Source organism: Jatrophihabitans sp., assembly GCA_036389035.1.
In the GTDB taxonomy this organism is placed as follows: domain Bacteria; phylum Actinomycetota; class Actinomycetes; order Mycobacteriales; family Jatrophihabitantaceae; genus Jatrophihabitans_A.
This window is the reverse complement of the sequence record DASVQQ010000028.1, coordinates 1-23,415: the sequence shown is the minus strand read 5'-3', so window position 1 is coordinate 23,415 and position 23,415 is coordinate 1. Positions and strand designations below refer to the sequence as shown.

23 protein-coding genes are annotated in these 23,415 nt (G+C 71.5%); 3 read left to right on the top strand and 20 right to left on the bottom strand.

Annotated elements, in window-relative coordinates; all coding sequences use genetic code 11:
• From VF557_16245 to aroC, 7 genes are all read right to left on the bottom strand, one after another.
• Window positions 1-1,813: polyribonucleotide nucleotidyltransferase (locus VF557_16245; GenBank protein HEX8081763.1), on the bottom strand; the 1,813-nt coding region annotated here is incomplete at its 3' end.
• A gap of 351 nt (window positions 1,814-2,164) precedes the next feature.
• Complete coding sequence (gene rpsO / locus VF557_16240) at window positions 2,165-2,434, bottom strand: 30S ribosomal protein S15 (GenBank protein HEX8081762.1); 270 nt, start codon at window positions 2,432-2,434, stop codon at window positions 2,165-2,167.
• A 137-nt stretch (window positions 2,435-2,571) separates the two neighbouring features.
• The gene (locus VF557_16235) at window positions 2,572-3,522 is read right to left on the bottom strand and encodes a bifunctional riboflavin kinase/FAD synthetase (GenBank protein ID HEX8081761.1); all 951 of its coding nucleotides are present in this window, start codon (window positions 3,520-3,522) and stop codon (window positions 2,572-2,574) included.
• 10 nt (window positions 3,523-3,532) lie between these two features.
• Window positions 3,533-3,994 (bottom strand): type II 3-dehydroquinate dehydratase, encoded by a 462-nt coding sequence (gene aroQ / locus VF557_16230; GenBank protein ID HEX8081760.1) that lies wholly within the window; start codon window positions 3,992-3,994, stop codon window positions 3,533-3,535.
• Window positions 3,995-3,999: 5 nt separating this feature from the next.
• Window positions 4,000-5,082, bottom strand: a complete 1,083-nt coding sequence (aroB, locus tag VF557_16225; GenBank protein HEX8081759.1) for a 3-dehydroquinate synthase — start codon at window positions 5,080-5,082, stop codon at window positions 4,000-4,002.
• Between the two features lie 22 nt (window positions 5,083-5,104).
• Window positions 5,105-5,623, bottom strand: coding sequence for a shikimate kinase (locus tag VF557_16220; GenBank protein HEX8081758.1), 519 nt, complete (start codon window positions 5,621-5,623; stop codon window positions 5,105-5,107).
• Complete coding sequence (aroC, locus tag VF557_16215) at window positions 5,623-6,852, bottom strand: chorismate synthase (protein ID HEX8081757.1); 1,230 nt, start codon at window positions 6,850-6,852, stop codon at window positions 5,623-5,625. Before aroC ends, VF557_16220 begins: the two co-directional genes overlap by 1 nt.
• A gap of 62 nt (window positions 6,853-6,914) precedes the next feature.
• On the opposite strand from aroC, the gene VF557_16210 reads away from it, so the two are divergent.
• Entirely contained in the window at window positions 6,915-8,027 is a 1,113-nt protein-coding gene (locus VF557_16210) for an NTP transferase domain-containing protein (protein HEX8081756.1), read from the top strand.
• Here the strand turns inward: VF557_16210 and VF557_16205 are convergent.
• The 6 genes from VF557_16205 to VF557_16180 form a co-directional block, all read right to left on the bottom strand.
• Window positions 7,951-8,802, bottom strand: a complete 852-nt coding sequence (locus VF557_16205) for a shikimate dehydrogenase (protein HEX8081755.1) — start codon at window positions 8,800-8,802, stop codon at window positions 7,951-7,953. The genes VF557_16210 and VF557_16205 overlap by 77 nt on opposite strands.
• Window positions 8,803-9,957, bottom strand: coding sequence for an endolytic transglycosylase MltG (gene mltG / locus VF557_16200; GenBank protein HEX8081754.1), 1,155 nt, complete (start codon window positions 9,955-9,957; stop codon window positions 8,803-8,805).
• 138 nt (window positions 9,958-10,095) lie between these two features.
• Entirely contained in the window at window positions 10,096-10,572 is a 477-nt protein-coding gene (gene ruvX, locus VF557_16195) for a Holliday junction resolvase RuvX (protein ID HEX8081753.1), read from the bottom strand.
• Between the two features lie 11 nt (window positions 10,573-10,583).
• Entirely contained in the window at window positions 10,584-10,973 is a 390-nt protein-coding gene (locus VF557_16190; GenBank protein HEX8081752.1) for a hypothetical protein, read from the bottom strand.
• Between the two features lies 1 nt (window position 10,974).
• Complete coding sequence (locus tag VF557_16185; protein ID HEX8081751.1) at window positions 10,975-11,385, bottom strand: DUF948 domain-containing protein; 411 nt, start codon at window positions 11,383-11,385, stop codon at window positions 10,975-10,977.
• Window positions 11,386-11,436: 51 nt separating this feature from the next.
• Window positions 11,437-12,795, bottom strand: a complete 1,359-nt coding sequence (locus VF557_16180; GenBank protein HEX8081750.1) for a replication-associated recombination protein A — start codon at window positions 12,793-12,795, stop codon at window positions 11,437-11,439.
• A 265-nt stretch (window positions 12,796-13,060) separates the two neighbouring features.
• On the opposite strand from VF557_16180, the gene fdhD reads away from it, so the two are divergent.
• On the top strand, window positions 13,061-13,921 hold the full coding sequence (gene fdhD / locus VF557_16175; GenBank protein ID HEX8081749.1) for a formate dehydrogenase accessory sulfurtransferase FdhD: 861 nt from the start codon (window positions 13,061-13,063) through the stop codon (window positions 13,919-13,921).
• Between the two features lie 4 nt (window positions 13,922-13,925).
• Here fdhD and VF557_16170 read toward each other — a convergent pair whose 3' ends face one another.
• Window positions 13,926-14,126: a helix-turn-helix transcriptional regulator gene (locus VF557_16170; protein ID HEX8081748.1), complete on the bottom strand. Its 201-nt coding sequence runs from the start codon at window positions 14,124-14,126 to the stop codon at window positions 13,926-13,928.
• Between the two features lie 435 nt (window positions 14,127-14,561).
• Here VF557_16170 and VF557_16165 point away from each other — a divergent pair, with 435 nt between their 5' ends.
• Window positions 14,562-15,062, top strand: a complete 501-nt coding sequence (locus VF557_16165) for a helix-turn-helix transcriptional regulator (GenBank protein HEX8081747.1) — start codon at window positions 14,562-14,564, stop codon at window positions 15,060-15,062.
• Between the two features lie 165 nt (window positions 15,063-15,227).
• Here VF557_16165 and VF557_16160 read toward each other — a convergent pair whose 3' ends face one another.
• The 6 genes from VF557_16160 to aspS form a co-directional block, all read right to left on the bottom strand.
• Entirely contained in the window at window positions 15,228-16,652 is a 1,425-nt protein-coding gene (locus tag VF557_16160; GenBank protein HEX8081746.1) for a DUF222 domain-containing protein, read from the bottom strand.
• A gap of 441 nt (window positions 16,653-17,093) precedes the next feature.
• Window positions 17,094-18,101 (bottom strand): biotin synthase BioB, encoded by a 1,008-nt coding sequence (bioB, locus tag VF557_16155; protein ID HEX8081745.1) that lies wholly within the window; start codon window positions 18,099-18,101, stop codon window positions 17,094-17,096.
• Window positions 18,098-18,880 (bottom strand): dethiobiotin synthase, encoded by a 783-nt coding sequence (locus VF557_16150; GenBank protein ID HEX8081744.1) that lies wholly within the window; start codon window positions 18,878-18,880, stop codon window positions 18,098-18,100. The genes bioB and VF557_16150 overlap by 4 nt, the downstream gene beginning before the upstream one ends.
• Window positions 18,877-20,082 carry an 8-amino-7-oxononanoate synthase gene (locus VF557_16145; protein ID HEX8081743.1) on the bottom strand — a complete coding sequence of 402 codons (1,206 nt, stop codon included), beginning with the start codon at window positions 20,080-20,082 and terminating at the stop codon, window positions 18,877-18,879. Before VF557_16145 ends, VF557_16150 begins: the two co-directional genes overlap by 4 nt.
• Before the next feature lie 16 nt (window positions 20,083-20,098).
• Complete coding sequence (locus tag VF557_16140; protein ID HEX8081742.1) at window positions 20,099-21,400, bottom strand: adenosylmethionine--8-amino-7-oxononanoate transaminase; 1,302 nt, start codon at window positions 21,398-21,400, stop codon at window positions 20,099-20,101.
• On the bottom strand, window positions 21,397-23,226 hold the full coding sequence (gene aspS, locus VF557_16135) for an aspartate--tRNA ligase (GenBank protein ID HEX8081741.1): 1,830 nt from the start codon (window positions 23,224-23,226) through the stop codon (window positions 21,397-21,399). The genes VF557_16140 and aspS overlap by 4 nt, the downstream gene beginning before the upstream one ends.
• Window positions 23,227-23,415 lie beyond the last annotated feature (189 nt).

The window sequence follows — 23,415 nt, the reverse complement described above, 5'->3', positions numbered from 1 at the left end:
TCGGGCCGATGACCTCGCCGATCTTGTCGACCGGGATCTTCACCGTCAGGACGCGCGGAGCCGTGGGCGCCATCTCGTCCGGGGCGTCGATCGCCTCGCCCATGACCTCGAGGATCGCGAGGCGGGCCGTACGGGCCTGCTGCAGCGCAGCGGCGAGCACGTTGCTCGGGATGCCGTCGAGCTTGGTGTCGAGCTGCAGCGCCGTGACGAACTCCGGCGTGCCGGCGACCTTGAAGTCCATGTCGCCGAACGCGTCCTCGGCGCCGAGGATGTCGGTCAGCGTGGCGTACTCGCCACCCTCGAAGACCAGGCCCATGGCGATGCCCGCGACCGGCGCCTTGAGCGGCACACCGGCGTTGAGCAGCGACATCGTGCTCGCGCACACCGAGCCCATCGACGTCGAGCCGTTGGAGCCCAGCGCCTCCGACACCTGGCGGATGGCGTACGGGAACTCTTCCTTGCTGGGCAGCACGGGCACGAGCGCCCGCTCGGCCAGCGCGCCGTGGCCGATCTCGCGGCGCTTGGGCGAGCCCACCCGGCCGGTCTCGCCGGTGGAGTACGGCGGGAAGTTGTAGTTGTGCATGTAGCGCTTGGTGCGGTTCGGGCTCAGGGTGTCGAGCTTCTGCTCCAGGCCCAGCATGTTCAGGGTGGTGACGCCCAGGATCTGGGTCTCACCGCGCTCGAACAGCGCCGAGCCGTGCACCCGCGGCAGCACCTCGACCTCGGCCGACACCGTCCGGATGTCGGTCAGGCCCCGGCCGTCGATGCGGATCTTGTCGCGCAGCACCCGCTGGCGGGTCAGGCTCTTGTTCAGCGACCGGTAGGCGGCGCTGATCTCCTTCTCGCGGCCGGTGAACTGCTCGGCCAGTTCGGACTTGGCCAGCTCCTTGATCCTGTCCAGCTCGGTCTCGCGGTCCTGCTTGTCGGCGATGGTGAGCGCCGTGGTGGCGGCATCGCTGTAGCCGGCCGTGACCGCCTGCAGCACGTCGTCCTGGTAGTCCAGGAACACCGGGAACTCCCGGGTCTCCTTCGCGGCTGACGCGGCAAGCTCCATCTGGGCCTGGCACAGCTGGGCGATGAACGGCTTGGCCGCCTCGAGCCCGGCCGCGACGACCTCTTCGGTCGGCTTGGTGGCGCCGCCGGCGACCAGGTCGATGGTGTTCTCGGTGGCCTCGGCCTCGACCATCATGATCGCGACCTCATCGGCGGCCCCGTCCGAGCCCTTCACCACCCGGCCGGCGACCACCATGTCGAAGGTGGCCCGCTCGAGCTCGGAGTGGGTCGGGAAGCCCACCCACTGGCCGTCGATCAGCGCGACCCGGGTGGCGCCGATCGGGCCGTTGAACGGCAGCCCGGAGATCTGGGTGGACGCCGAGGCGGCGTTGATGGCCAGCACGTCGTAGGCGTGGTCGGGGTTGAGCGCCATCACCGTGATGACGACCTGGACCTCGTTGCGCAGGCCCTTGATGAAGGTCGGGCGCAGCGGCCGGTCGATCAGCCGGCAGGTGAGGATGGCGTCCTCGGACGGGCGGCCCTCACGCCGGAAGAACGATCCCGGGATCCGGCCGGCGGCATACATCCGCTCCTCGACGTCGACCGTCAGCGGGAAGAAGTCGAACTGCTCCTTGGGGCTCTTGCCGGCCGTGGTGGCCGACAGCAGCATGGTGTCCTCGTCGAGGTAGGCGACCACGGAGCCGGCGGCCTGCTTGGCCAGCCGGCCGGTCTCGAACCTGATGGTGCGGGTGCCGAAGGATCCGTTGTCGATGGTGGCCACGGTCTCGGTGATGGGTGATACGGCGTCGTTTTCGGACATAGCAGTCCGCCTCTCTGTCGGCAGCGCGATGCGCGCTGTTACGAGCCGGGCGGAGCAGGTCACACGCACATCGGTGAGCCGATTGATCTCGGCGGGTGCGGTGCCGGTCTTCGATCGAAGCGCCTGAGCCACACCAGGTCACAACTGTCACAAACCTGGGTTCAGGACGCCACTACCGAGGACCGACCTCGTGGAGCCGCACTGTCTTCGGCACTGAAGTGCGGATGACGTGAGTGCTCAGCTCCGGCGTTGGATTCAATTGTCGGGGTTCCGCCGGCCGCCTCGGACTGCCGAGGCGCCCCGCGCAACGAGAACGCCGAGCCCTGCGAGAAGCAGGACCCGGCGGCGGAGCTAGCGGCGCAAGCCGAGCCGCTCGATGATCGCGCGGTATCGGTTGACGTCGGTCTTGGTCAGGTAGTTCAGCAGCCGGCGCCGCTGACCGACCAGCAACAGCAGGCCACGCCGGCTGTGGTGGTCGTGCTTGTGGCTCTTGAGGTGCTCGGTGAGGTCGGCGATCCGACGGCTGAGCATCGCGATCTGGACCTCGGCCGACCCGGTGTCGGTGTCAGAGGCGCCGTACTCGGTGATGATCTGCTGCTTGACGTCCTTGGCTAGCGGCACGACGCTTCTCCTCGATCTTGTGCAGGAACGCCCCATCGGTTTGACTCACGACGGGTGACTAACGCAGCTGCGGGGCACTGGCCACGGCCCACGGCCGTCCCAGCGGTCACGAGTTTAGCAGCCGGGCGCAGGGCCTCCTAACCCAGCAACTGCCGGGTCTGGACGACGTCGGCGGCCATCTGGGTGATCAGATCGGCGACCGAGTCGAACTTGACCATGCCGCGCAGCCGGCTGACGAACTCCACGCCGAGGTTCTGGCCGTACAGGTCGCCCTCGAAATCCAGCACGAACGCCTCGACGGAGCGGTGCCGGCCCTCGAAGGTCGGGTTGCTGCCGACCGAGATGGCCGCCGGCAGGGTAGGCAGGTCGGCCAGGGTGTTGCCCCACTCGTCGATCCGGGCCACCCGGCCGGCGTAGATGCCGTCGGCCGGCACCGCGGCGAACGATGCCGTCCGGACGTTGGCCGTCGGGTAGCCCAGTTCCCGGCCACGCTGGTCACCGCGGACCACTACCCCGTCCAGCCGGTGCGGCCGGCCCAGGGCGTGCGCGGCGGCAGTCATGTCACCGGCCTCGACACAGGAGCGGATGTAGGTGGAGGAGATCGGACGGCCGGCCTCGGTCAGCAGCGTCACGCCCTCGGCGTCGAAACCCCAGCGGCGGCCCAGGTCACTCAGCATCGCCACGTTGCCGGCGGCCTTGTGACCGAACCGGAAGTTCTCACCGACCACCACCGCGTCGGCGTGCAGCCCGGCCACCACCGCCTCGTGGATGAACTCCTCGGGGCTGAGCTTGGAGAACTCCAGGGTGAACGGCAGGAACACCACCACGTCGACGCCCAGCTCGGCCGCCAACTCGGCCTTGCGGGTGTTGGTGGTCAGCTGCGGCGGGTGGCTGCCGGGGCGCACCACCTCGGACGGGTGCGGGGTGAAGGTCAGCAGCACCGTCGGCAGGTCCCGCTCGGCAGCCCGTTGCCTGGCCCGGGCGATGATCTGCTGGTGCCCGCGGTGCAGGCCGTCGAACACCCCGACGGTGGCCACGCAGCGACCCCATCCGGCTGGAATCTCCTCTAGACCGCGCCAGCGTTGCACGCCGCGAAGTCTATGGGCTCGGCTCGGGCCGCCCGGCGGCGGTCGAGGAAAGCCAGCTCAGCGCCAGGACGTACCCCTCGACGCCCAGGCCGGCGATCACCCCCGAGGCCACCGCCGAGACGTAGGAATGCTGCCGGAACTCCTCCCGGGCGTGGATGTTGGAGATGTGCACCTCGACCAGCGGCGCGGTGCGGGCGGCGACGGCGTCGCGCAGCACGATCGAGGTATGGCTCAGGCCGGCCGGGTTGAGCACCACCGGCAGCCCCTCGTCGGCGGCCTGGTACAGCCAGCCGATCAGCTCGGCCTCGGCGTCGCTCTGGTGCACCTCGACGGCCAGCCCCAGCTCAGCGCCGGCCCGCACGCACAGCGCCGCGAGCTCGGGGTAGGTGGTGCTGCCGTAGATCTCCGGCTCACGCGAGCCCAGCCGGGACAGGTTGGGCCCGTTGAGCACCAGCACCCGTTGAGCGTCCATCCGTGTCACTCCTCTGAGACTTGCGAATAAGCCGCGGCCAGCACGGCGGGGTCCGGCTCATCGACCGTCACCGGCCGGGCCAGGCCGTCCAGCAGCACGAACCGTAACCGATTGCCGCGGGCCTTCTTGTCGATCCGCATGGTCTCCAGCAACTGCCCGAAGGCCCCGGCCCGGTAGGTCACCGGCAGCCGCAGCGCGCTGAGGATGTCCCGGTGCCGGTCGGCTGTCGGGTCATCCAGACGGCCCAGCGCCCGGGACAGCTCCGCCGCGTAGACCAGGCCGATCGACACCGCGGCGCCGTGCCGCCAGCTGTAGCGCTCGGCCCTCTCGATGGCATGGGCCAGCGTGTGCCCGTAGTTGAGCACCTCACGCGGGCCCTGCTCGGTCAGGTCGGCAGACACCACCCGCGCCTTGACCGCCACCGATCGCTCGATGAGTTCGCGCTCGCGGTCGTTGCCCGGCGTCCTCACCCGCGGCGGATCGGCCTCGATCAGCTCGAGGATCTCCGGATCGGCGATGAAACCGCACTTGACCACCTCGGCCAGGCCGGCGATGTAGTCGTTGACCGGCAGGGTGCTCAGCGTCGCCAGGTCGCACAGCACCCCGACCGGCGGGTGAAAGGCGCCGACCAGGTTCTTGCCGCGCTCGGTGTTGACGCCGGTCTTGCCACCGACGGCCGCGTCGACCATCCCGGCCAGCGTGGTGGGCACCTGCACGATCCGCACCCCGCGCAGCCAGGACGCGGCCACCCAGCCGGCCAGGTCGGTGGTGGCGCCGCCACCCAGCCCGATGAGCGCGTCGCTGCGGGTGAAGCCGACCTGGCCCAGCACGTCGAAGCAGAACCCGGCGACCGCCAGCGTCTTGGCGTCCTCGCCGTCCGGGATCTCGATCAGGTGGGCCTGCAGGCCGTCGGAGATCAGGTCCTCGCGCACCGCCTCCGCGGTGGCCAGCAGCGCCGGCGGGTGGATCACCGCGACCCGCTGGGCGCCGGCCAGCAGCCCGGCCAGCTCGCCGAGCAGGCCGGTGCCGATGACCACGTCGTAGGGCCGGTCGCCGCTGACCCGGATCCGGGTGTTCGGCTGGTTCATGACGGCGGCCCGATCAGCCGGTTCATGACGGCTGCCCGATCAGCCGGCTGTGCAGGACGGCGGCCACCTCGGCGACCGACCGGCCGCCGGTGTCGACGGTGACCGAGGCCACCTCGGCGTACAGCCCGGCCCGGGCCTCGGCCAGCTCGGCCAGCCGGGTCGCGGCGTCGCCGGCCAGCAACGGCCGCCGCCCACCGTCCGGCATCCGGCGCAGCAGCTCGTCCGGCGGGGCGCTCAGCTGCACCACCAGCACCCCCGAGGCGAGCAGATCCTGGCGCACCGACTCGGTGGTCACCGCGCCGCCGCCCAGGGCCAGGACGCCGTCGAAGCCGTCCAGCGCCTGGGCGATCATGTCGGCTTCCAGCTGCCGGAAGGCCGGCTCGCCCTGGTGGGTGAAGATCTCGCTGACCGAGCGTCCGGTCTGCTGGACGACCAGGTCGTCGGAGTCGGCGAAGGCCACCCCGAGCCGGCCGGCCAGCGCCGCGCCGACGCGGGACTTGCCGGTGCCCGGCAGCCCGACCAGCACCACCCGGGGCGCCATCAGGCACCGGGCCTGGCGGCGTCCACGGACGGCTCGCCGGAGCTGAGGTCGCGCTCGGCCAGCCGGTCGAGGTAGGAGCGCACGTTGCGGCGGGTCTCGGTGATCGAGTCGCCGCCGAACTTCTCCAGCACGGCCTGCGCCAGCACCAGCGCGACCATCGCCTCGGCCACCACGCCGGCGGCCGGCACCGCGCAGACGTCCGAGCGCTGGTTGATCGCCACTGCCGGCTCGCCGGTGGCCACGTCAAGGGTGGCCAGCGCGCGCGGCACCGTCGAGATGGGCTTCATGGCCGCCCTGACCCGCAGCACCTCACCGGTGGACATGCCGCCCTCGATGCCGCCGGCCCGGTCCGAGCGGCGCCGGATCACGCCGTCGGCGTCGCGCTCGATCTCGTCGTGGGCCTGCGAGCCGGTGGTCCGGGCCAGCTCGAAGCCGTCGCCGACCTCGACCCCCTTGATCGCCTGGATGCCCATCAGGGCGCCGGCCAGCCGGGAGTCCAGCCGGCGATCCCACTGGATGTGGCTGCCCAGGCCGGGCGGCAGGTGGTGCGCCACCACCTCGACCACGCCGCCGAGGGTGTCACCGGCCCGCTTGGTCTCATCGATCAACGCCACCATCGCCGCGCTGGCCTCGGGATCCAGGCAGCGCACCTCGGAGGCGTCGATCCGGGCGCTGTCACCGGGCCGCGGCAAAGTTGCGCGAGCCGCCGAGACCGACCCGATCGAGGTCACGTGGCTGAGCAGTTCGGCGCCGACGCTCTGGCGCAGGAAGCTCTTGGCGAGCACGCCGAGCGCGACCCGGGCGGCGGTCTCCCGCGCGCTGGCCCGCTCCAGGATGGGCCGGGCGTCGGGAAGGTCGTACTTCTGCATGCCCACCAGGTCGGCATGGCCGGGCCGGGGCCGGGTCAGCGGCTCGTTGCGGGCCTGGGCTGCCAGCACCTCGGCGTCCACCGGGTCCGCCGCCATCACGCTCTGCCACTTGACCCACTCGGTGTTGCCGATCCGGACGGCCACCGGACCGCCCATCGTGGCGCCGTGCCGGACGCCGCCGGTCAGCTCGACCTCGTCCTGCTCGAACTTCATCCGGGCGCCGCGGCCGTAGCCGAGCCGGCGCCGGGCCAGATCCAGCCCGATCTCGGCCGTGGTGACCGCGACTCCGGCCGGCAGTCCCTCCAGGATCGCCACCAGGGCCGGGCCGTGGGACTCACCAGCAGTAATCCAGCGCAGCATCCGGAGATTGTTTCACCCCGGGCGGCGCCATCCGGTCCGGCCCGGGCCAGCATCATGGTGAGGTGGGCGAGCAGAGCGGGTGGGCGGTCGATCCGTCCAGCCTGCGCGAGGTGTTGACCGACCGCCGGAGCGTCGAGCAGGCCCTGCCCCGGGCCGAGCCGGCGCAGCGGTTGTTCCTGCTGGGGTTGCTGGGCCGGACCGAGCAGGGACTGGCCGAGGGCCGGCGGCTGCTGGACGAGCCCGCGATCAGCGCTGACCCCTGGCTGGTGCTGCTTCGGTTGGCCGACCTGCACTGCCTGCTCGCCGATTTCGCGGCGGCCGAGCAGTGCCATCAGCAGGCCTGGCGGCACGCTCTGGGCCGGGAGCGGCAGGCCACCACCCTGCACCTGATCGGGGTGCGCCAGTTCGAGCAGGGCGACCGGGACGCCGCCGCGGCCAGCTTCCAGCTCGCGCTGACCCTGCTCAGCCTGTTCGGCGACACCCCCGAGCGAGCCCGGACGGCGGCAGCGCTGGCGTTGACGCGAGCCGGCGCCGGAGTCGACCCCGCCTTCGACGCGGTGATCCTGGCGGGCGGCCGGGGCGCCCGGATGGGAGGGCCGGCCAAGCCGCTGCGCAAGCTGGCCGGCTGGCCGATGCTGGATCACGTGCTGCTGGCCTGCAGCGCCGCCAGCCGCCAGATCGTGGTCGGCCCGAGCCGGATCGGGATCGGCGAGCCGGTGTTCTGCCGGGAGCAGCCGGCCGGCAGCGGCCCGGTGGCGGCTATCAACGCCGCCCTGCGGCACGTCCAGCGGCCGGTGGTGCTGGTGCTGGCCGCGGACCTGCCGTTCATCGGCGGGGCGCTGGGACCGCTGCGGGCGGTGCTGGCGGGTGGCTCAGCCGACGCCACCGCCCTGGTGGAGCCGACCGGCCGGATCAACTACCTGGCCGCGGCGTGGCGCACGGCGGCGCTGTACGCCGCCCTGGACCGGCTGGGCGATCCGGCCGGCCAGCCGGTGCGGGCGCTGTATGACTCGGTCGAGGTTAGCTACCTGCCGGACTTCGACGGCTTCGGCGCGGACTGCGACACCCTGGTGGACCTGCGGTCGGCCGAGAGCCGGATCAGGCAGCGCAGCCCGGGACGGCTGCCAGCAGCGCAGCTCGCATGGCCTCGACTGGAGCTGCACTCCCCGTCATGAGCTCGACCTGGCGGGCGGCCTGGTGCAGCAGCATCGCCGCTCCGCTGACCACCGGGGCGCCGGCGGCGGTCAGCGCGGCCGCCAGCGGCGTCGGCCACGGGTGGTACACCGCCTCCAGCAGCGCCTGATCACGGCGGAACGGCAGGCCGGCGAACCGGTCAGCGGCGCCGGCCGGCAGGGTGGCGATGATCAGGTCGGCCTCCAGCCAGTGCCGCCGCTCGGACAGCGGCGCCAACCGCACCGGCAGTCCCAGCCGCTGCGCGCTGTCCAGCAGCGGGCCGGCCCGGGACGGCTCGCGGACCAGCACGGTGACCTGCGGCTCGGACAGCTCAGCCAGCGCGGCCAGCGCGGCCTGCGCGGTGCCGCCGGCTCCCAGGATGGTGACCGCGCCGCCGGCTCTCGGGATGGTGACCGCGCCCCCGGTGGGCAACGAGGCCGCGGCCAGCGCGTCGCGGATGCCGATCCAGTCGGTGTTGTCGGCGTGCCAACCCGCGTCCCGGCGCAGCAGCGTGTTGCCGGCCCCGATGGCCACCGCCTCGGGACTGGCCGAGTTCGCCACCCGCAGCACCTGCCGCTTCAACGGCATGGTGCACGAGTAGCCCACCACTTGCTCGTCCGAGCCGGCCAGCAGGGCGGCCAGGCCCTGCTCGTCACACTCGATCGCGGTGTAGCTCCAGCCGGTGAGTCCGAGCGCGCCGTAGGCGGCCCGGTGCAGCACCGGCGACAGCGAGTGCCCGATCGGCTTGCCCAGCACCGCCGCCGAACGTGGCGGCAACTAACAACCCCAGCCGTTGGCCTTGCACTTGGCCACCGCGGCCGTGAAGACGTCCTCGTCGGCGGTGAAGACGTGATGGCCGGCCGAGTCGGAGACCACGTAGTAGATCCAGTCACCGGCCGCGGGCTGGATCGCGGCCTGCAGCGAGGCCTCGCCGGGATTGGAGACCGGGGTGGGCGGCAGCCCGACCCGGGTGCGGACGTTGTACGGCGAGTCCTCGGTGTAGGTCACCGAGTCGGGGTCCTTGCCGGTCAGCGCCACCCCGTAGCGGTTGGCCGCGTCGATGCCGATCGGGGTGCCCTTGGCCATCCGGTTCAGGATCACCCGGGCGACCTTGGGCCGGTCCTCGGGGAACTTGGCCTCGGACTCGATCAGCGAGGCGATGATCAGCGCCTGGTAGGGCGTCAGCTTCAGCGCCTTGGCCCCCGCGGCGAAGCCGAGCTTGCGGTACTCGGCGGCGAACTGGCCGGCCAGTTGCTGCACCACCTCGTCGGCGGACTGGTCGGGGTCGAACTCGTAGGTGGACGGGAACAGGAAACCCTCGGCGGTCTTGGGGCTCATACCCTCGGGCAGTCCCAGGTTCGAGATCTTGCCGGCGGCCGCGCGCAGCTCGGCGATCGGCAGCCCGGTCTTGCTCGCCAGCAGGGTGAGCACCTGCCGCTCGGTGTAGCCCTCGGGAATGGTCACCTGCGACACCAGGCGGTTGGCCGGGTCCAGGATGGCGGCCATCGCGGCCTCGCCGGAGGAGCGCAGCCGCACCTTGTACACCCCGGCCTGGATGTCACTGGCCCGACCGGAGTTCTCCGCGGCGTTGATGAACGCCCGGCTGGACTTGACCACGCCTGCCTTCACCATCGCCGCGGCGACGTCGGTGGCGCCGTCGCCGGGTGACACCTTCACCCGGGTGAACCCCTGGCCGGAGCCGGAGTAGTCCGGCGTGACGAACCGCTTGCTGACCGAGCTGACGATCTGGTAGCTGACCGCGATCAGGCCCAGAATCAGGACGATCGCGATAATCGGGGCCAGCCGGTGCCGCCGGCGCCGTCGCTGCCGGCGCTGGGCACGCTTGCGGGCGCCTGGGACGTGGGACGCGCCGTCGTCGGAGTCGAACAACGGATGGTCGTCGTCCCGCAGCTCGTCGATAGAACCCTCCACCGGTTGTAGCCCTTCCGATTTCCGCTGTTCAGGGGTGCTACTGGGTTGAGCCTAGTCAGGGTGTGTTGCTTGGGTTGAGCGCTGTTCAGGGGTGTTGCGGGGTCGAACCCCTACTAAGGGGTGCTAATGGGTTGAGCCCTATTCAGGGTGTTGCTGGGTCGAACCGTCCAGAAACGACTGCAAGATCTCAACTGCCGCGGCTTGGTCTACCACGGAGCGCTTTGCGCGGCCTCGGACGCCGCTGGAATTGAGATTACGCTGCGCCAGCACCGTGGTTAGCCGCTCGTCAACGTAAACTACCGGACGCGGCGCGATCCGTGCCGCCAGCGCCTGCCCGTAGAGACGGGCTTCGCGCACCGCGGGGCCGGCCCGACCGGCCAGGGTGCGCGGCAGCCCGATCACCACTCCGACCGCTTCGTGCTCGGTCAGCAGCGCGCTCAGCTCGTCCAGGTCGGCGCCGAGCCGCGGGTCCCGGCGCAGGGTGGCGACCGGCACTGCGAGCACCCCGCGAGGGTCGCTGCGGGCCACCCCGACCCGTACCGAGCCGACGTCGACCCCGAACCAGACGCCGGACGCCCGCCCGGGCTGCTGCTGGCTCACCTCAGGTCGGCTCACGCCCGGCCGGCTCAGGCTCCGGCCGGTGGTCGGTCCTCGAGCGGACGGGGCCCGGGAGCGCCGGCCGCCGGCTGGTCGGCCGTCGGGCTGACCGCGGCGGCCACGTCACCGGCCGGGCCGGGCACCACGGCGCCGGCCGCCGCGGCGGCGCCGCCGGGTGACAGGGCGCTCGTCGAGCCGGAATCCAGCCCGGCGGCGGCGCGCAGCGCCTCCTCCTGGCTCGACATGGCCTCGCGGACGTCGGCGGCGAACTCCCGGATCGAGTAGCCGAGCTCCGACAGGCCGGCGCCGATGCTGCCGGCGATGCCCTGCGGCGTCATCCGCTCAGCCGCCCGGGACAGCTTGCGAAAGATCAGCACTCCGAGGCTGGCGCCGAGGGCCAGCCAGAACAGCTTGCGCATCTCAACGCTCCCCGCCGCGCCGGCTCACCCGACGGTTGCGCCGGGCCGCCGCGATCGCCTGGGTGTCGTGCCGCTTACGCACGCTGGAGCGGACCCCGTAGGTGAAGGCCGCGACCTTGATCAACGGGGTGCCCACGGTCGAGGACACGATCGCGGTCAGCGCGGCGGCGTTCGAGGTGATCGAGCTGACGCCGTGGGTGATGCCCTCCATCTGCTCGAGCTGGCTGTTCACGTTGGCCACCGTGGTCTGGGCCCCGGTGAGCAGCGGGGTCGCGCCCTCGTGCGTCTTGCGGATCGCCAGGGTCGCCTCGTCCAGCGTCCTACCGAGCTTCAGCAGCGGGATCGCGAGCAGCAGGACCAGCAGGACGAACGCGCCTGCGGCGATCAACGCGGCGATTGCTCCAGCCTCCACGTACCGGCCTCCTTCATGTCTGATGTCGAATGGACCTTACCTGCTGGCCGATCAGCGCCGGATGCCGCGGATCATCGCGCGCAGCTTGACCAGCCGCTCGCCGATGGCGCGCTCGGCGCCGCGGGAACCGGGCAGGTAGTAGTCGCGCCCGACCAGCTCGTCCGGCGGGTACTGCTGGGCGGCCACCCCCTCGGGAAGGTCGTGCGGGTACTGGTACTTCTGGGCGTGCCCGAGCTTCTTGGCGCCGGCATAGTGCCCGTCGCGCAGCGCCGGGGGAACCGCGCCGGCCGAGCCGGCCCGGACGTCGGCGATGGCGGCGTCGATGGCCATGACCACCGCGTTGGACTTCGGGGCCAGCGCCAGGTGGATGGTCGCCTGGGCCAGGTTGATCCGGGCTTCGGGCATGCCGATCAGGGCCAGCGCGTCGGCGGCCGCGGTGGCCGCCAGCAGCGCCGTCGGGTCGGCCATGCCGATGTCCTCGCTGGCATGCACCACCAGCCGGCGGGCGATGAACCGGGGGTCCTCACCGGCCACGATCATCCTGGCCAGGTAGTGCAGGGCGGCATCGACGTCCGAGCCCCGGATCGACTTGATGAACGCGCTGATGACGTCGTAGTGCTGGTCGCCGTCGCGGTCATAGCGCACCGCCGCGGTGTCGACGGCCTGCTCGAGCGCGGCCAGGCTGATCTCGCGGCCGCCGTCGGCCAGCACCGAGCCCGACGCCGCCTCCAGCGCGGTGAGCGCCCGCCGGGCGTCGCCGCCGGCCATCCGCAGCAGGTGGTCCCGGGCCTCCTCGCTCAGGCTCACCGCACCGCCCAGCCCCCGCTGGTCGGCCAGCGCCCGGTCGACCAGCTGGCTGATGTCATCGTCGGTGAGCGGTTGCAGGGTGAGCAGCAGGCTGCGCGAGAGCAGCGGCGCGACCAGGGAGAAGTACGGGTTCTCGGTGGTGGCCGCGACCAGGGTGACCGTCCGGGCCTCGACCGCGGCCAGCAGCGAGTCCTGCTGGGTCTTGGAGAAGCGGTGGATCTCGTCGATGAACAGGACGGTGGGGCGGCCGCCGTGCTCGAGGGTGCGGCGGGCGGTGTCGATCACCGTCCGGACGTCCTTCACGCCGGCGTTGAGTGCTGAGAGCTGCACGAAGCGCCGGTTGCCGGCGGTCGAGACGATGGTGGCCAGCGTGGTCTTGCCGGTGCCCGGCGGGCCGTACAGGATCAGCGACATCGGCGCGTCCCCCTCGACCAGCCGGCGCAAGGGCGAGCCGGGACCGAGCAGTTGCTGCTGGCCGAGCACTTCGTCCAAGGTTCGCGGGCGCATCCGGACGGCCAGCGGGCTGTTCGGATCGTCGGCGCCGTCGAACGGGCCGGCCGGCGGGGACGCGCTGTCCTCCTCCGGCTCACCGAACAGCGTCATGGCCGGTGCCCGGTGGGCCGTGCCACTACTGCTGGCATCACTCACTCCTTGCCCGGCGCCGTGTCCGGCCAACCCTAGCCCGCGCCTGCCGGGGAGCCCGGCGGCTGGCCTGCTCACCTTGGTTGGCGTGCTCACCTTGGTGGGCGTGCTCACCCGGCTGGTCTGCTTGCCTGGCTGGTCTGCTTGCCTGGATCGCGGCGCTGCTCGCCTAGATTGGAGGGCGCGCGGCTCGGACCGCGGGAGAGGCTGGTCGCAGATGGCTGTCATGACGGCGCGGCGGCGGATCACCCGGGTCCTGAGCGGGTCACCGGGCTCGGTGGGCAGTGTCGAGTCCGTCGGTGACGAGCTGACCGTCGAGGCCCCGCTGAACCTGATCGTGTCCGGCGAGTCCATCGCCACCCTGATGCGGACGCCCGGCCATGACATCGAGCTCGCGGCAGGTTGGCTGACCGTCGAATCGGGCGTCCGATCGGCTTCGGACCTGCTGGGGTTGCGGCAGTGCCGCACCGAGGACGATCTCGAGCTGCGAGCCGGCGACGGGATCAGCGGCCGGGGCGTCGATCAGGTGCACCTGGCACTGGCCGCCGGCGTCCAGCCGCCCCGGCCACGGGCCTGGGTGACCGGCGCGGCGTGCGGGGTGTGCAGCGCTGACGTGCTGGATCTGAGCCCGCTGCGCCACTCAGCCGCGCACACGCCCGGCTGGACGGTGCCGGCCGAGGTGGTGCAGGGGTTGCCGGATCAGGTGCGCGAGCAGCAGCGGACCTTCCAGCGGACCGGCTCGCTGCACGCGGCCGCGCTGGCCACGGCCACCGGGGAGTTGCTGGTGGTCCGTGAGGACGTCGGTCGGCACAACGCGGTGGACAAGGTGACCGGCTGGGCGTTGCTGGCCGACCGATTGCCGGCGACGGACTTGCTGCTGGTCGTCAGCGGGCGGGTGTCGTTCGAGATCATCCAGAAGGCGGTGGCCGCCGGAGTAGCCGCCGTGGTGGCGGTGTCGGCGCCCTCGGACCTCGCGGTGGACCTGGCACGAGATCATGACCTGGTGCTGGCCGGCATGGTGCGCCCGGGCCGGATGAACGTCTACGCCGGCGCTGAGCTGGTGACCGGACTCGGTCGGGTCGGCTGAGCGCTCAGACGAACAGCTTGCCCTCATCGACGTCGAGGGCGTGTTCGATGGCGCACGCGCTGTCGCGGGAGCAGGTGTCGCGGCGGCCGGTGCACAGGTGGTTGACCGTGGAATGGCTCAGTCCTGCGCGTCGGGCAAGCTCACGTTCGCTGATGCAGGTGAGCTCCAGGCACTCCACCAGGACCTCCCTGCTTCGCAGGCGCATGGCTGCTATCCCCAGCCACCGACGAGCAGCCATCGCGGCGCTCGGCAGCGACAGACATGACGTCCCACGTCATCGGACTCTTCATGCATGACATACCTCCTCCAGCAAGGGCTTAGCTGCGAAGGGCACAACTAGGAATTTAGTGGTGCAGCAGACTTTCTTTTGTGCAGCAAGCCCTTGAGCATCATCGCTAACGCCCGCTTTGTCAAGCAGTGTCAGACAATGAGTCTGATAGTGTAGAACGGGCGTTAAGATCGCCCTGGTACGGCGTAAAAACCTCCGGCGATTACCCCGGATGCCATCAGTAGAGTGCGACCAATATTGACTGCGCTTCAACCTCATCCGTGCCGACTTCCTGCGTCCGGCGTCCTGGAGGTGGTCGAATGAATAAGGGATTCCGGTATGCATGCATTTCGTAGGCTGATTCAGGCGCGGATGGATGAGCGGGGTTACAAGCCGGCCGACGTGGTGCGACTGTCAGGCCTGTCGAGGCAGACCCTGCATTCGATCCTCACCGACTCCCGCGACACGATCAAAGAGATGCCATCACGCAAGACCGTGCAGGTGCTCGCCGAGGCGCTGCGGATGCCCGCTGACCAATTGCTCGTGGCCGCCGCTGAGGCCTACGGCGTGCCGGTGGCCGCTCCGGTGCTGGTTCCCACGGTCACCGATGTCTCCGACTCCGAACTCGCCCGCGAACTGCTGCGCCGGGCCGCTGTCCGAGAGCAGGGCGGCGACGCCGGGCTTGCAGCTCTGGACCTGTCCGACATCGATGGTGAGTCGATCCTGGCGGTTGTCGACCTGCGCCGGCGACTGCTCGCCGAAGCCGCCACCGTGACCGACGCCCAGCCCGGACTGGCTGGCACCCTCACCTATCTGGCTCAGGTCATCACACTCGCGCTCGATCAAGCTGCCAAGGCGCCGACTGAAAGTTGAGGTGCGGCCTGAGCCGAGCTGCGGGCTTGGCGGTGCGGGCCTGAGCCGAGGTGCGGGTTGAGGTGCGGGTTGAGGTGCGGGTTTGAGCCGATGGCTAAACGCCGTCGCGCGGTGTGCGCGCAAGGGCAGCAGGTCAGAAGGGCCGCAGGTCAGAAGGGCGGCAGGTCAGAAAGGCGGTTCATCGGAAGGTGCCTGGCGCGTCGATTGTCGCCCGGCTTCGGCCCGGCTGGCTTCGGCCCGGCTGGCTTCGCTCCGGTTGCCCTCTCCCGGACTGCTCCAACGTTGCGGCGGGTGGCCGGTGCCTTGGTGGCCGGTGTCATCGGTCCAGAGAAAAGATCCGTCGGGATTCCGGCGGTACTGCCAGCCCGTGTTCGCCTTGCAGAGGTTGTGTCGGCGGCAGGCCAGCGCGGCGTTGCACCGGCACGTCCGGCCGCCTTTCTCGTAGGCCTCGATGTGCTCGTACTCGCAGCGGTAAGCAGGCTGATTGCAGGTCGGAAAGGCGCACACGCCGTCCCGCGCGCTGACATAGTCGCGCAACCGCTGGCTCGGGCGGTACCGGTCGGCGCTGATATCGAGCAGTTGCCCGGTGTCGGGATCAGTCAGCAGCCGCCGCCAGGTGCCGGACTCGTCAGCGGCCAGCCAGCGAGCGGCCTCGGCGGTGATCGGCCCGTATCCCACCAGGTGCGCGGGCTCGTCATCGAGGTTGAGCAAGGTATCGGCGCAGACCACGACCTGAATGGACGGCCGGCGACCCTGCAGCTGTGGCAGCGCGTCGTGCGGCAGGCCGGACAGCACGGCATCCACCAGCAGGTCGGCCCGCTTCTGATCCATCGTCCGGAGGTCGTCAGCGGGTAACAGGGTCGCCGCCGCGGTGAGTCTGGTGAAGATCAGCTGCCCTTCGGCGGCGCCCAGCAATACCGGCAACTCGACCATGCCGTCGTCAGCCGGTTGGAAGCCGACCCGGCGATCACCCAGTGCCCGGATATGGCGCTGCTGCGCCGTGGCCGGGTCCAGCGACACCTCGGCCCGGCTGACTGACTGCCGTAACTGGCTGACCGTCTGGTCCGCAGCCCGCTCGGTGACCCGATCCTCGAACTCCTCGACCAGCTCGGGATCAAGACGCCACGCGGCTTCGGTGATCAACTGCGCGTGCCGCTCCGAGATCTCGCCGCTGGACAGCAGCGCCAGGGTCTTGGGCAGTTCACACACCAGCGTCCGGCCGGTCTTGAGCTTGCGTTGCGCTGATCGCAGCGGGATCTTCAGCGCAAGTGACACCGCCTCCTGCGACAGGTTCAGCCTGCTCGTGTCGGCCGCGTCAATCTCGGCCAGCACCCGGGCCTGCACCGCCTCAATCCAATTCTTCTGCTCCTCCAGGGCAGCGACCAGCTCGATCCGGTCGGCGGCGGACAGCGCCTGCGGGTCGAGCAGAGCCAACTCGCAGGTCGGCCGTGCGGCCGGCGCCAGCTTCACCAGCTGCTCGAGCCGGTCGCCGGGTGGGGTCATCCAGGAGTACACCGGATGCTCAGTCCAATCAGGCTCAGGGGCGTCAGCCAGCCAGCTGGCGAACTCCTGATCCATGGACTCGAACATAGCTTCGATTCTACCACAGCGGGGCGCTCATGCGATAGAGAAAAGCCTTATCGGATAAGGCATTTCTGAATTGCAGGCCTACCCATGCGGGCCCGGAGAGTCCAACTGACCGTGTCGCGAGCAGATCGCGCGAGCCCGTACGGATTCGACTCACCGTGTCGCGAGCAGACCCCGCGGCACCCTACGGATCCAGCGCTAGCCGCGCCGCTCACCGTGTCGCGAACAGACCGCGCGCCAACCCACCGGGTCGACCTGCACGACCATCCGGCGGGCGCACGCGGGGCAGTAGCGCGGCGGCTCCAGGGCGGCGCGGGCGGCGCAGCCCGGATGCTCAGCGTCCGACGGCTGGCCGCACTGGCCGCAGTAAAACGCGGTGTCAGCCATCGACTGAACTAACCCCCTCAACCGGGCTACCCCTCAACCGGGCAACCCTCACCCCAGCTACAGCGAGGCCGAAAGCGCCTTGATCGGCATCTTCAGCTCGGCCAGCAACTCCAGGTCCGACTCGGCCGGCCGCCCCAGCGTGGTCAGGTAATTGCCCACGATGACCGCGTTGATCCCACCAAGCATCCCCTGCCGGGCGCCCAGATCACCCAAGGTGAGCTCGCGCCCGCCGGCAAACCTCAGGATGGTGCGCGGCATCGCCAGCCGGAAGGCGGCGATGGTGCGCAGCGCGTCCTTGCCCTCCAGCACCGGCAGGTCGGCGAACGGGGTGCCCGGCCGCGGATTGAGAAAATTCATCGGCACCTCGTCCGGCTCGAGTTCGGCCAGCTGCACCGCGAACTCCGCGCGCTGCTCGAGGGTCTCCCCCATCCCGATGATGCCGCCGCAACAGACCTCCATGCCCGCCGCGGCCACCATGCGCAGGGTCTGAACCCGCTCCAACCAGGTGTGGGTGGTGACCACCTTGTCGAAGTGTGAGCGGGCCGTCTCCAGGTTGTGGTTGTAGCGATGCACCCCGATCGCGACCAGCTGGTCGACCTGGGCCTGGGTGAGCATGCCCAGCGAGCAGGCGATCTGGATGTCGACCTCGGCCCGGATGGCCTTGACCCCCTCGGCCACCTGATCCATCAGCCGCTGGTCGGGCCCACGCACCGCCGCCACGATGCAGAACTCGCTGGCGCCGCTCTTGGCGGTCTGCTTGGCCGCCTCCACCAGGCTCGGCACATCCAGCCAGGCCGAGCGGACCGGCGAGGAGAACTGGCCGGACTGCGAGCAGAAGTGGCAGTCCTCGGGGCAGCCGCCGGTCTTGAGGCTGATGATCCCCTCGACCTCGACCTCCGGCCCGCACCAGCGCATCCGCACCTCGTGCGCCAGCGCGAGCAACGCCTCGAGCTGGTCATCGGGCAACCGCAGCACCTCGATCAGCTCGGCCTCACCCAGACCGGCGCCGCCTTCGAGCACCTGCGCGCGGGCGCGGCTCAGCACGGAGGTCTCGATCAAGGTCATCGTGGGCGCTCGTTTCTCGGGGGCGGGACGGCGTGGGCTCGGATGAAGTCTGGCGCATTCAAGGCGCCGCCGAGTGTCGGGGTGAGCCCAGCTGTCGCCAGCTCGGCGAACGCCGCTTGCCCCAGCGCGCCCGCGCCATGCGGAAGGACGCCGCGCACCGGCGCGCCACCGTAACCGGCGAGATCGACCAGGTTGCATCTCTCGGCCAGCCTCGGTTCGGCCGGCCAGTCCCCCACCACCAGCGAATCCGGGCCCAGCGACCAACTGGCCAGCGCTGCCGCGCTCGCCGCCGCGTCATGCAAGGCGCCCAGGCCCGCGCCGGTCACCAGCACAACCTGAAACCGCGGAGTCAGCCCATCGCTGTCAGGAGAACGCACCAGCTCCCGCAGGGCGCTGACCAGCTCGCAGATGCCCTCGTCCTGGTCGTTGAACCGGACCAGCGCCCCGCCGGCGCCCTCGATGATCACCAGGTCCCGATCGAGGAGCGTGGCGATTCGGCCGGCCAGCTCGGCCAGGTCCGGGCCTGACTCGCCGAGCCGGCGCGCCGCCGTCGCCGGGGCCAGCGGCTCGGCGTAGCGCGCGTACTCGTGCAGGTCGGTGAGCCCGGTCAGCCGGCGCACCTCGGCCAGGTCGCCCGGCTCACCGGCCCGCACCCCGGTCTGCACCGGCTTCACGACGGCCACCCGCTGCCCGGCGCGCAGCGCGCAGGCGGCCAGCGCGGCGGTGGTAACGGTCTTGCCCACCCCCGTTCCGGTGCCGGTGACCACCACGATGTTCACGACGGCGACACTGCCTGCCAGGTCTGACTAAACCGTTCCAGGTCCGCGTCGGTCAGGGTGGCCCGCGCGCTCAGCCGCAACCGAGCGGTACCCGGGGGCACCGACGGCGGCCGGAAGCAGCCGACCTGGACACCCAGCTCGCGCAGGGCCAGGCAACGCTCCCAGGCCGGCCCGGCCTGGCCGATGATCACCGGCACCACCGCCGAGTCGGTGGCCGGCACCCCGCAGATCGCCGCCAGCTCACCTGCTCTGGCCAGCACCGAAGCAGCCAGCGCGGGCTTGGCGGCGATGATCCGCACCGCGGCCAGCGCGGCCCCCACCGCCGCCGGGTTCAGCCCGGTGTCGAAGATGAACGACCTGGCCCGGTCGATCAGCTGGTCGATCACCGCCCGCGAGCCGAGCACCGCGCCGCCCTGCGAGCCGAGCGCCTTGGACAGGGTGAGCGTGGTGATCACGTTCGCCTCGCCGGCGATGCCCGCCTCCGCGACCGCGCCCCGACCGCCGCCGCGGACCCCCAGGCCGTGCGCGTCGTCGACCACCAGCAGCGCGGCGAACCGGACGGCCAGCGCATGCCAGTCGGCCAGCGGCAGCAGGTCGCCGTCGGCGGAGTTGATGGCATCCAGGACCACCATCGCGCGCGGCTCGTCGCGCTGGGCCAGGGCCCGGGCCGCCGCCTCGGAATCCCCGCGCCCGACCACCACCACCGGTGACCGGCTCAACCGGCAGGCGTCGATCAGCGAGGCGTGGTTGTCCGCGTCGGAGACGATCAGGCAGTCCGGCCCGGCCAGCGCGGTCACCGCGCCCAGATTCGCCAGGTAGCCGGAGGAGAAGACCAGCGCCGCCGGCGCCCCGGTCAGGCCGGCCAGTGCCCGCTCGAGCTCGGCGTGCAGCTCAGTGGTGCCGGTGACCAGCCGCGAACCGGTCGACCCCGCGCCCCAGCCGGCCAGCGCGGCGGCCGCGCCGGCCAGCACCCGCTCATCGCGGGCCAGGCCGAGGTAGTCATTCGAGGCCAGATCGAGCTCGTCGCAGGCGCCGGGGGGCCGTGGCCGCAGCGTCCGGCGCAGGCCGGCTGCCGCTCGCTCGGCGGCGGCATCGGCCAGCCAGGCCAGCGGATCCGGCCAGCCACGGTCTTCGGTCAGGGACGGCTCCCCCGCCGCGGGCAGGTCCCCCGCCGCGGGCAGGTCCTCGGCTGCGGTCGACACGAGCGCCCACGCTACGTCAGCCGGCTGCCGGCCCGGCGCCGGCCCGAGCCGCGGCCTCCATCGCCGCGCCGACCGCGGCCAGGTCGTCATCGCCCATCAGGTACGCCGGCATGGTGTAGATCAGGTCCCGGAACGGCCGCAGCCAGACGCCACGCTCGACGGCCGCCGCGGTGGCTGCCGGCACGTCCACCGGGCCGGCCAGCTGCACCACCCCGATCGCGCCCAGCACCCGGACCTCGCGAACCCCCGGCAGCGCGCCGATCGGGGCCAGCGCCCGGCGCAGACCGGCCTCGATCCGGCTGACCGAGGCCTGCCAGTCCTGTGACAGCAGCAGGTCGATCGAGGCCAGCGACACCGCCGCGGCCAGCGGGTTGGCCATGAACGTCGGCCCGTGCGCCAGCACCGGCACCGGCCCGCGACAGATCTGCTCGGCCACCGCGCTGGTGCACAGGGTGGCCGCCATCGACAGGTAGCCGCCGGTCATCGCCTTGCCCAGGCAGCAGATGTCCGGCGCCACCCCGGCGTGATCGGCGGCGAACAGCGCGCCGGTACGGCCAAAACCAGTCGCGATCTCGTCGAAGATCAGCAGCACCGAATGCCGGTCGGCCAGCTCGCGCAGCGCGGTCAGGTAGCCCGGGCTGCAGAAGCGCATGCCGCCGGCGCCCTGGACGACCGGCTCGATGATGATCGCGGCCAGCGAGTCGGCGTGCTCGGCCAGCGCCTGGTCCCACTGGCGCAGGTAAGCCTCGTCCGGTTCGGCGTCGAAGCCGGCCGGCGGGGGGTCGAGAAACACCTGGGCCGGCAGCGTCGACTGCCACAGCGAGTGCATGCCGCCCACCGGATCGCAGACGCTCATCGGGTGCAGGGTGTCGCCGTGGTAGCCACCCCGCCAGGTGATCAGCCGGCACTTGCCCGGTCGGCCCGCCGAGACCCAGTACTGCAGCGCCATCTTGGCCGCCACCTCGACCGCCACCGAACCCGAGTCGGAGAAGAAGACATGTCGCAACGGCTCGGCCGTGATCGCCACCAGCCGGGTCGCCAGCTCGATGGCCGGCTCGTGGGTCAGCCCGCCGAACATCACATGGCTCATCGAGTCCAGCTGCCGGTGCGCGGCCGCGTCCAGCACCGGGTGCCGGTAGCCGTGGATCGCCGCCCACCAGGAGGACATGGCGTCGATCAGCTCCCGCCCGTCGTGCAGCCTGAGCCGGACGCCGGCGGCCGAGCGCACCAGCAGCGGCTCGGCCGAGCCCGGCATCGGCCCGTACGGATGCCAGACGTGGGCCCGGTCCGCGGCGAGCAGCTCGGCCGGGTCCCTCACTCCTTGGTCTGGAACGTGTCGGTCTGCGCGCTCCCCAGCTGCGCGCCAGCCTTGGGCACGGCGTCCACGCCGGCTTCCCGGCGCTGCTCGGCGGTGATCGGGGCCGGCGCCTCGGTCAGCGGGTCATAGCCGCCGCCGGTCTTGGGAAACGCGATCACGTCACGGATCGAGTCGGTGCCCGACAGCAGCGCGCAGATCCGGTCCCAGCCGAAGGCGATCCCGCCGTGCGGCGGGGCGCCGTAGGCGAAGGCGTCGAGCAGGAACCCGAACTTCTCCTGCGCCTGCTTCTCGTCCAGGCCCATCATCGCGAACACCCGCTCCTGGATGTCGCGGCGGTGGATACGGATCGAGCCGCCACCGATCTCGTTGCCGTTGCAGACGATGTCGTAGGCGTAGGCCAGCGCGTTGCCGGGATCGGTGTCGAAGGTCTCGAGGAATTCGGCCTTCGGGCTGGTGAAGGCGTGGTGCACGGCGGTCCAGGCGCCCGAGCCGACCGCCACGTCGCCGCTGGCGGTGGCCTCGGAGGCCGGCTCGAACAGCGGCGCGTCCACCACCCAGAGGAACGACCAGGCGCTCTCGTCGATCAGGCCGGTCCGCCGGCCGATCTCCAGCCGGGCCGCGCCCAGCAGCGACTGGGTGCTCTTGCGCGGGCCGGCCGCGAAGAACACGCAGTCCCCCCGCTCGGCGCCGACGAACTCGACCAGCCCCGCCCGCTCGGACTCCGACAGGTTCTTGGCGACCGGGCCGCTGAGCTCGCCGTCCTCACCCACCAGCACGTAGGCCAGGCCGCGGGCGCCGCGCTGCTTGGCCCACTCCTGCCAGGCGTCGAGCTGGCGGCGCGGCTGGGCCGCGCCGCCGGCCATCACCACGGCGCCGACGTAGGGCGCCTGGAACACCCGGAACGGCGTGTCGGCGAAGTAGGAGGTGCACTCGGTCAGCTCCAGGCCGAAGCGCAGGTCCGGCTTGTCCGAGCCGTAGCGGTCCATCACCTCGCCGTAGCTGTAGCGCGGGATGTCGGCGGGCACCTCATAGCCGATCAGGGCCCACAGCGCGCGCAGCACGTCCTCGGCCAGCGCCAGCACGTCGTCCTGCTCGACGAAGCTCATCTCGATGTCGAGCTGGGTGAACTCCGGCTGCCGGTCGGCCCGGAAGTCCTCGTCGCGGTAGCAGCGGGCGATCTGGTAGTAGCGCTCGGTGCCCGCGACCATGAGCAGCTGCTTGAACAGCTGCGGGCTCTGCGGGAGCGCGTACCAGGACCCCGGCTTCAGGCGCGCCGGCACCAGGAAGTCGCGGGCACCCTCGGGGGTCGAGCGGGTCAGCGTCGGCGTCTCGACCTCGATGAACCCGCGCTCGTGCAGCACGGTGCGGGCGATGCGGTTGGCCTCGCTGCGCAGCCGCAGCGCCGCGGCGGGGCCGGGGCGGCGCAGGTCCAGGTAGCGGTACCTGAGCCGGATCTCCTCGCCGACCTCGCCGTGCTCGTCGACCGGGAACGGCAGCGGCGCGGACTCCGACAGCACGGTCAGCGCGGTGGCGGTGACCTCGATCTGCCCGGTGGGCAGGTCGGCGTTCTCGTTGCCGGCGGGCCGGGCGACGACGTCCCCCGTGATCTGCACGCAGAACTCCGCGCGCAGCCGGTGGGCGCGCTGCTCCAGCTCGTCGAGGGCCATCGCGCCCTCCCGGAACACCACCTGCGCCGATCCGGAGCGGTCGCGCAGGTCGATGAAGACGACGCCGCCGTGGTCGCGCCGGCGGGCCACCCACCCGGCGAGGGTCACGGACTGGCCGACGTGCTCGGCCCGCAGGGTGCCGGCGCCGTGGGTACGCATCACCCTCCGAGGTTATCCGGCAGCACCCGGGCACCGGCCACCAGGTTTCCGCTGCGGACGCTCCCGTGGTTCACAGCAGGCTCAGCTGCCCGGCGTCCCCCGCCCCCGGCTCGGGCACCCGCTCCGGCACCAGGTCCGGCAGCGGCTCCTTGCCCCCGAAGCGCCCGTACGGACCCGACTCCGGCAGCG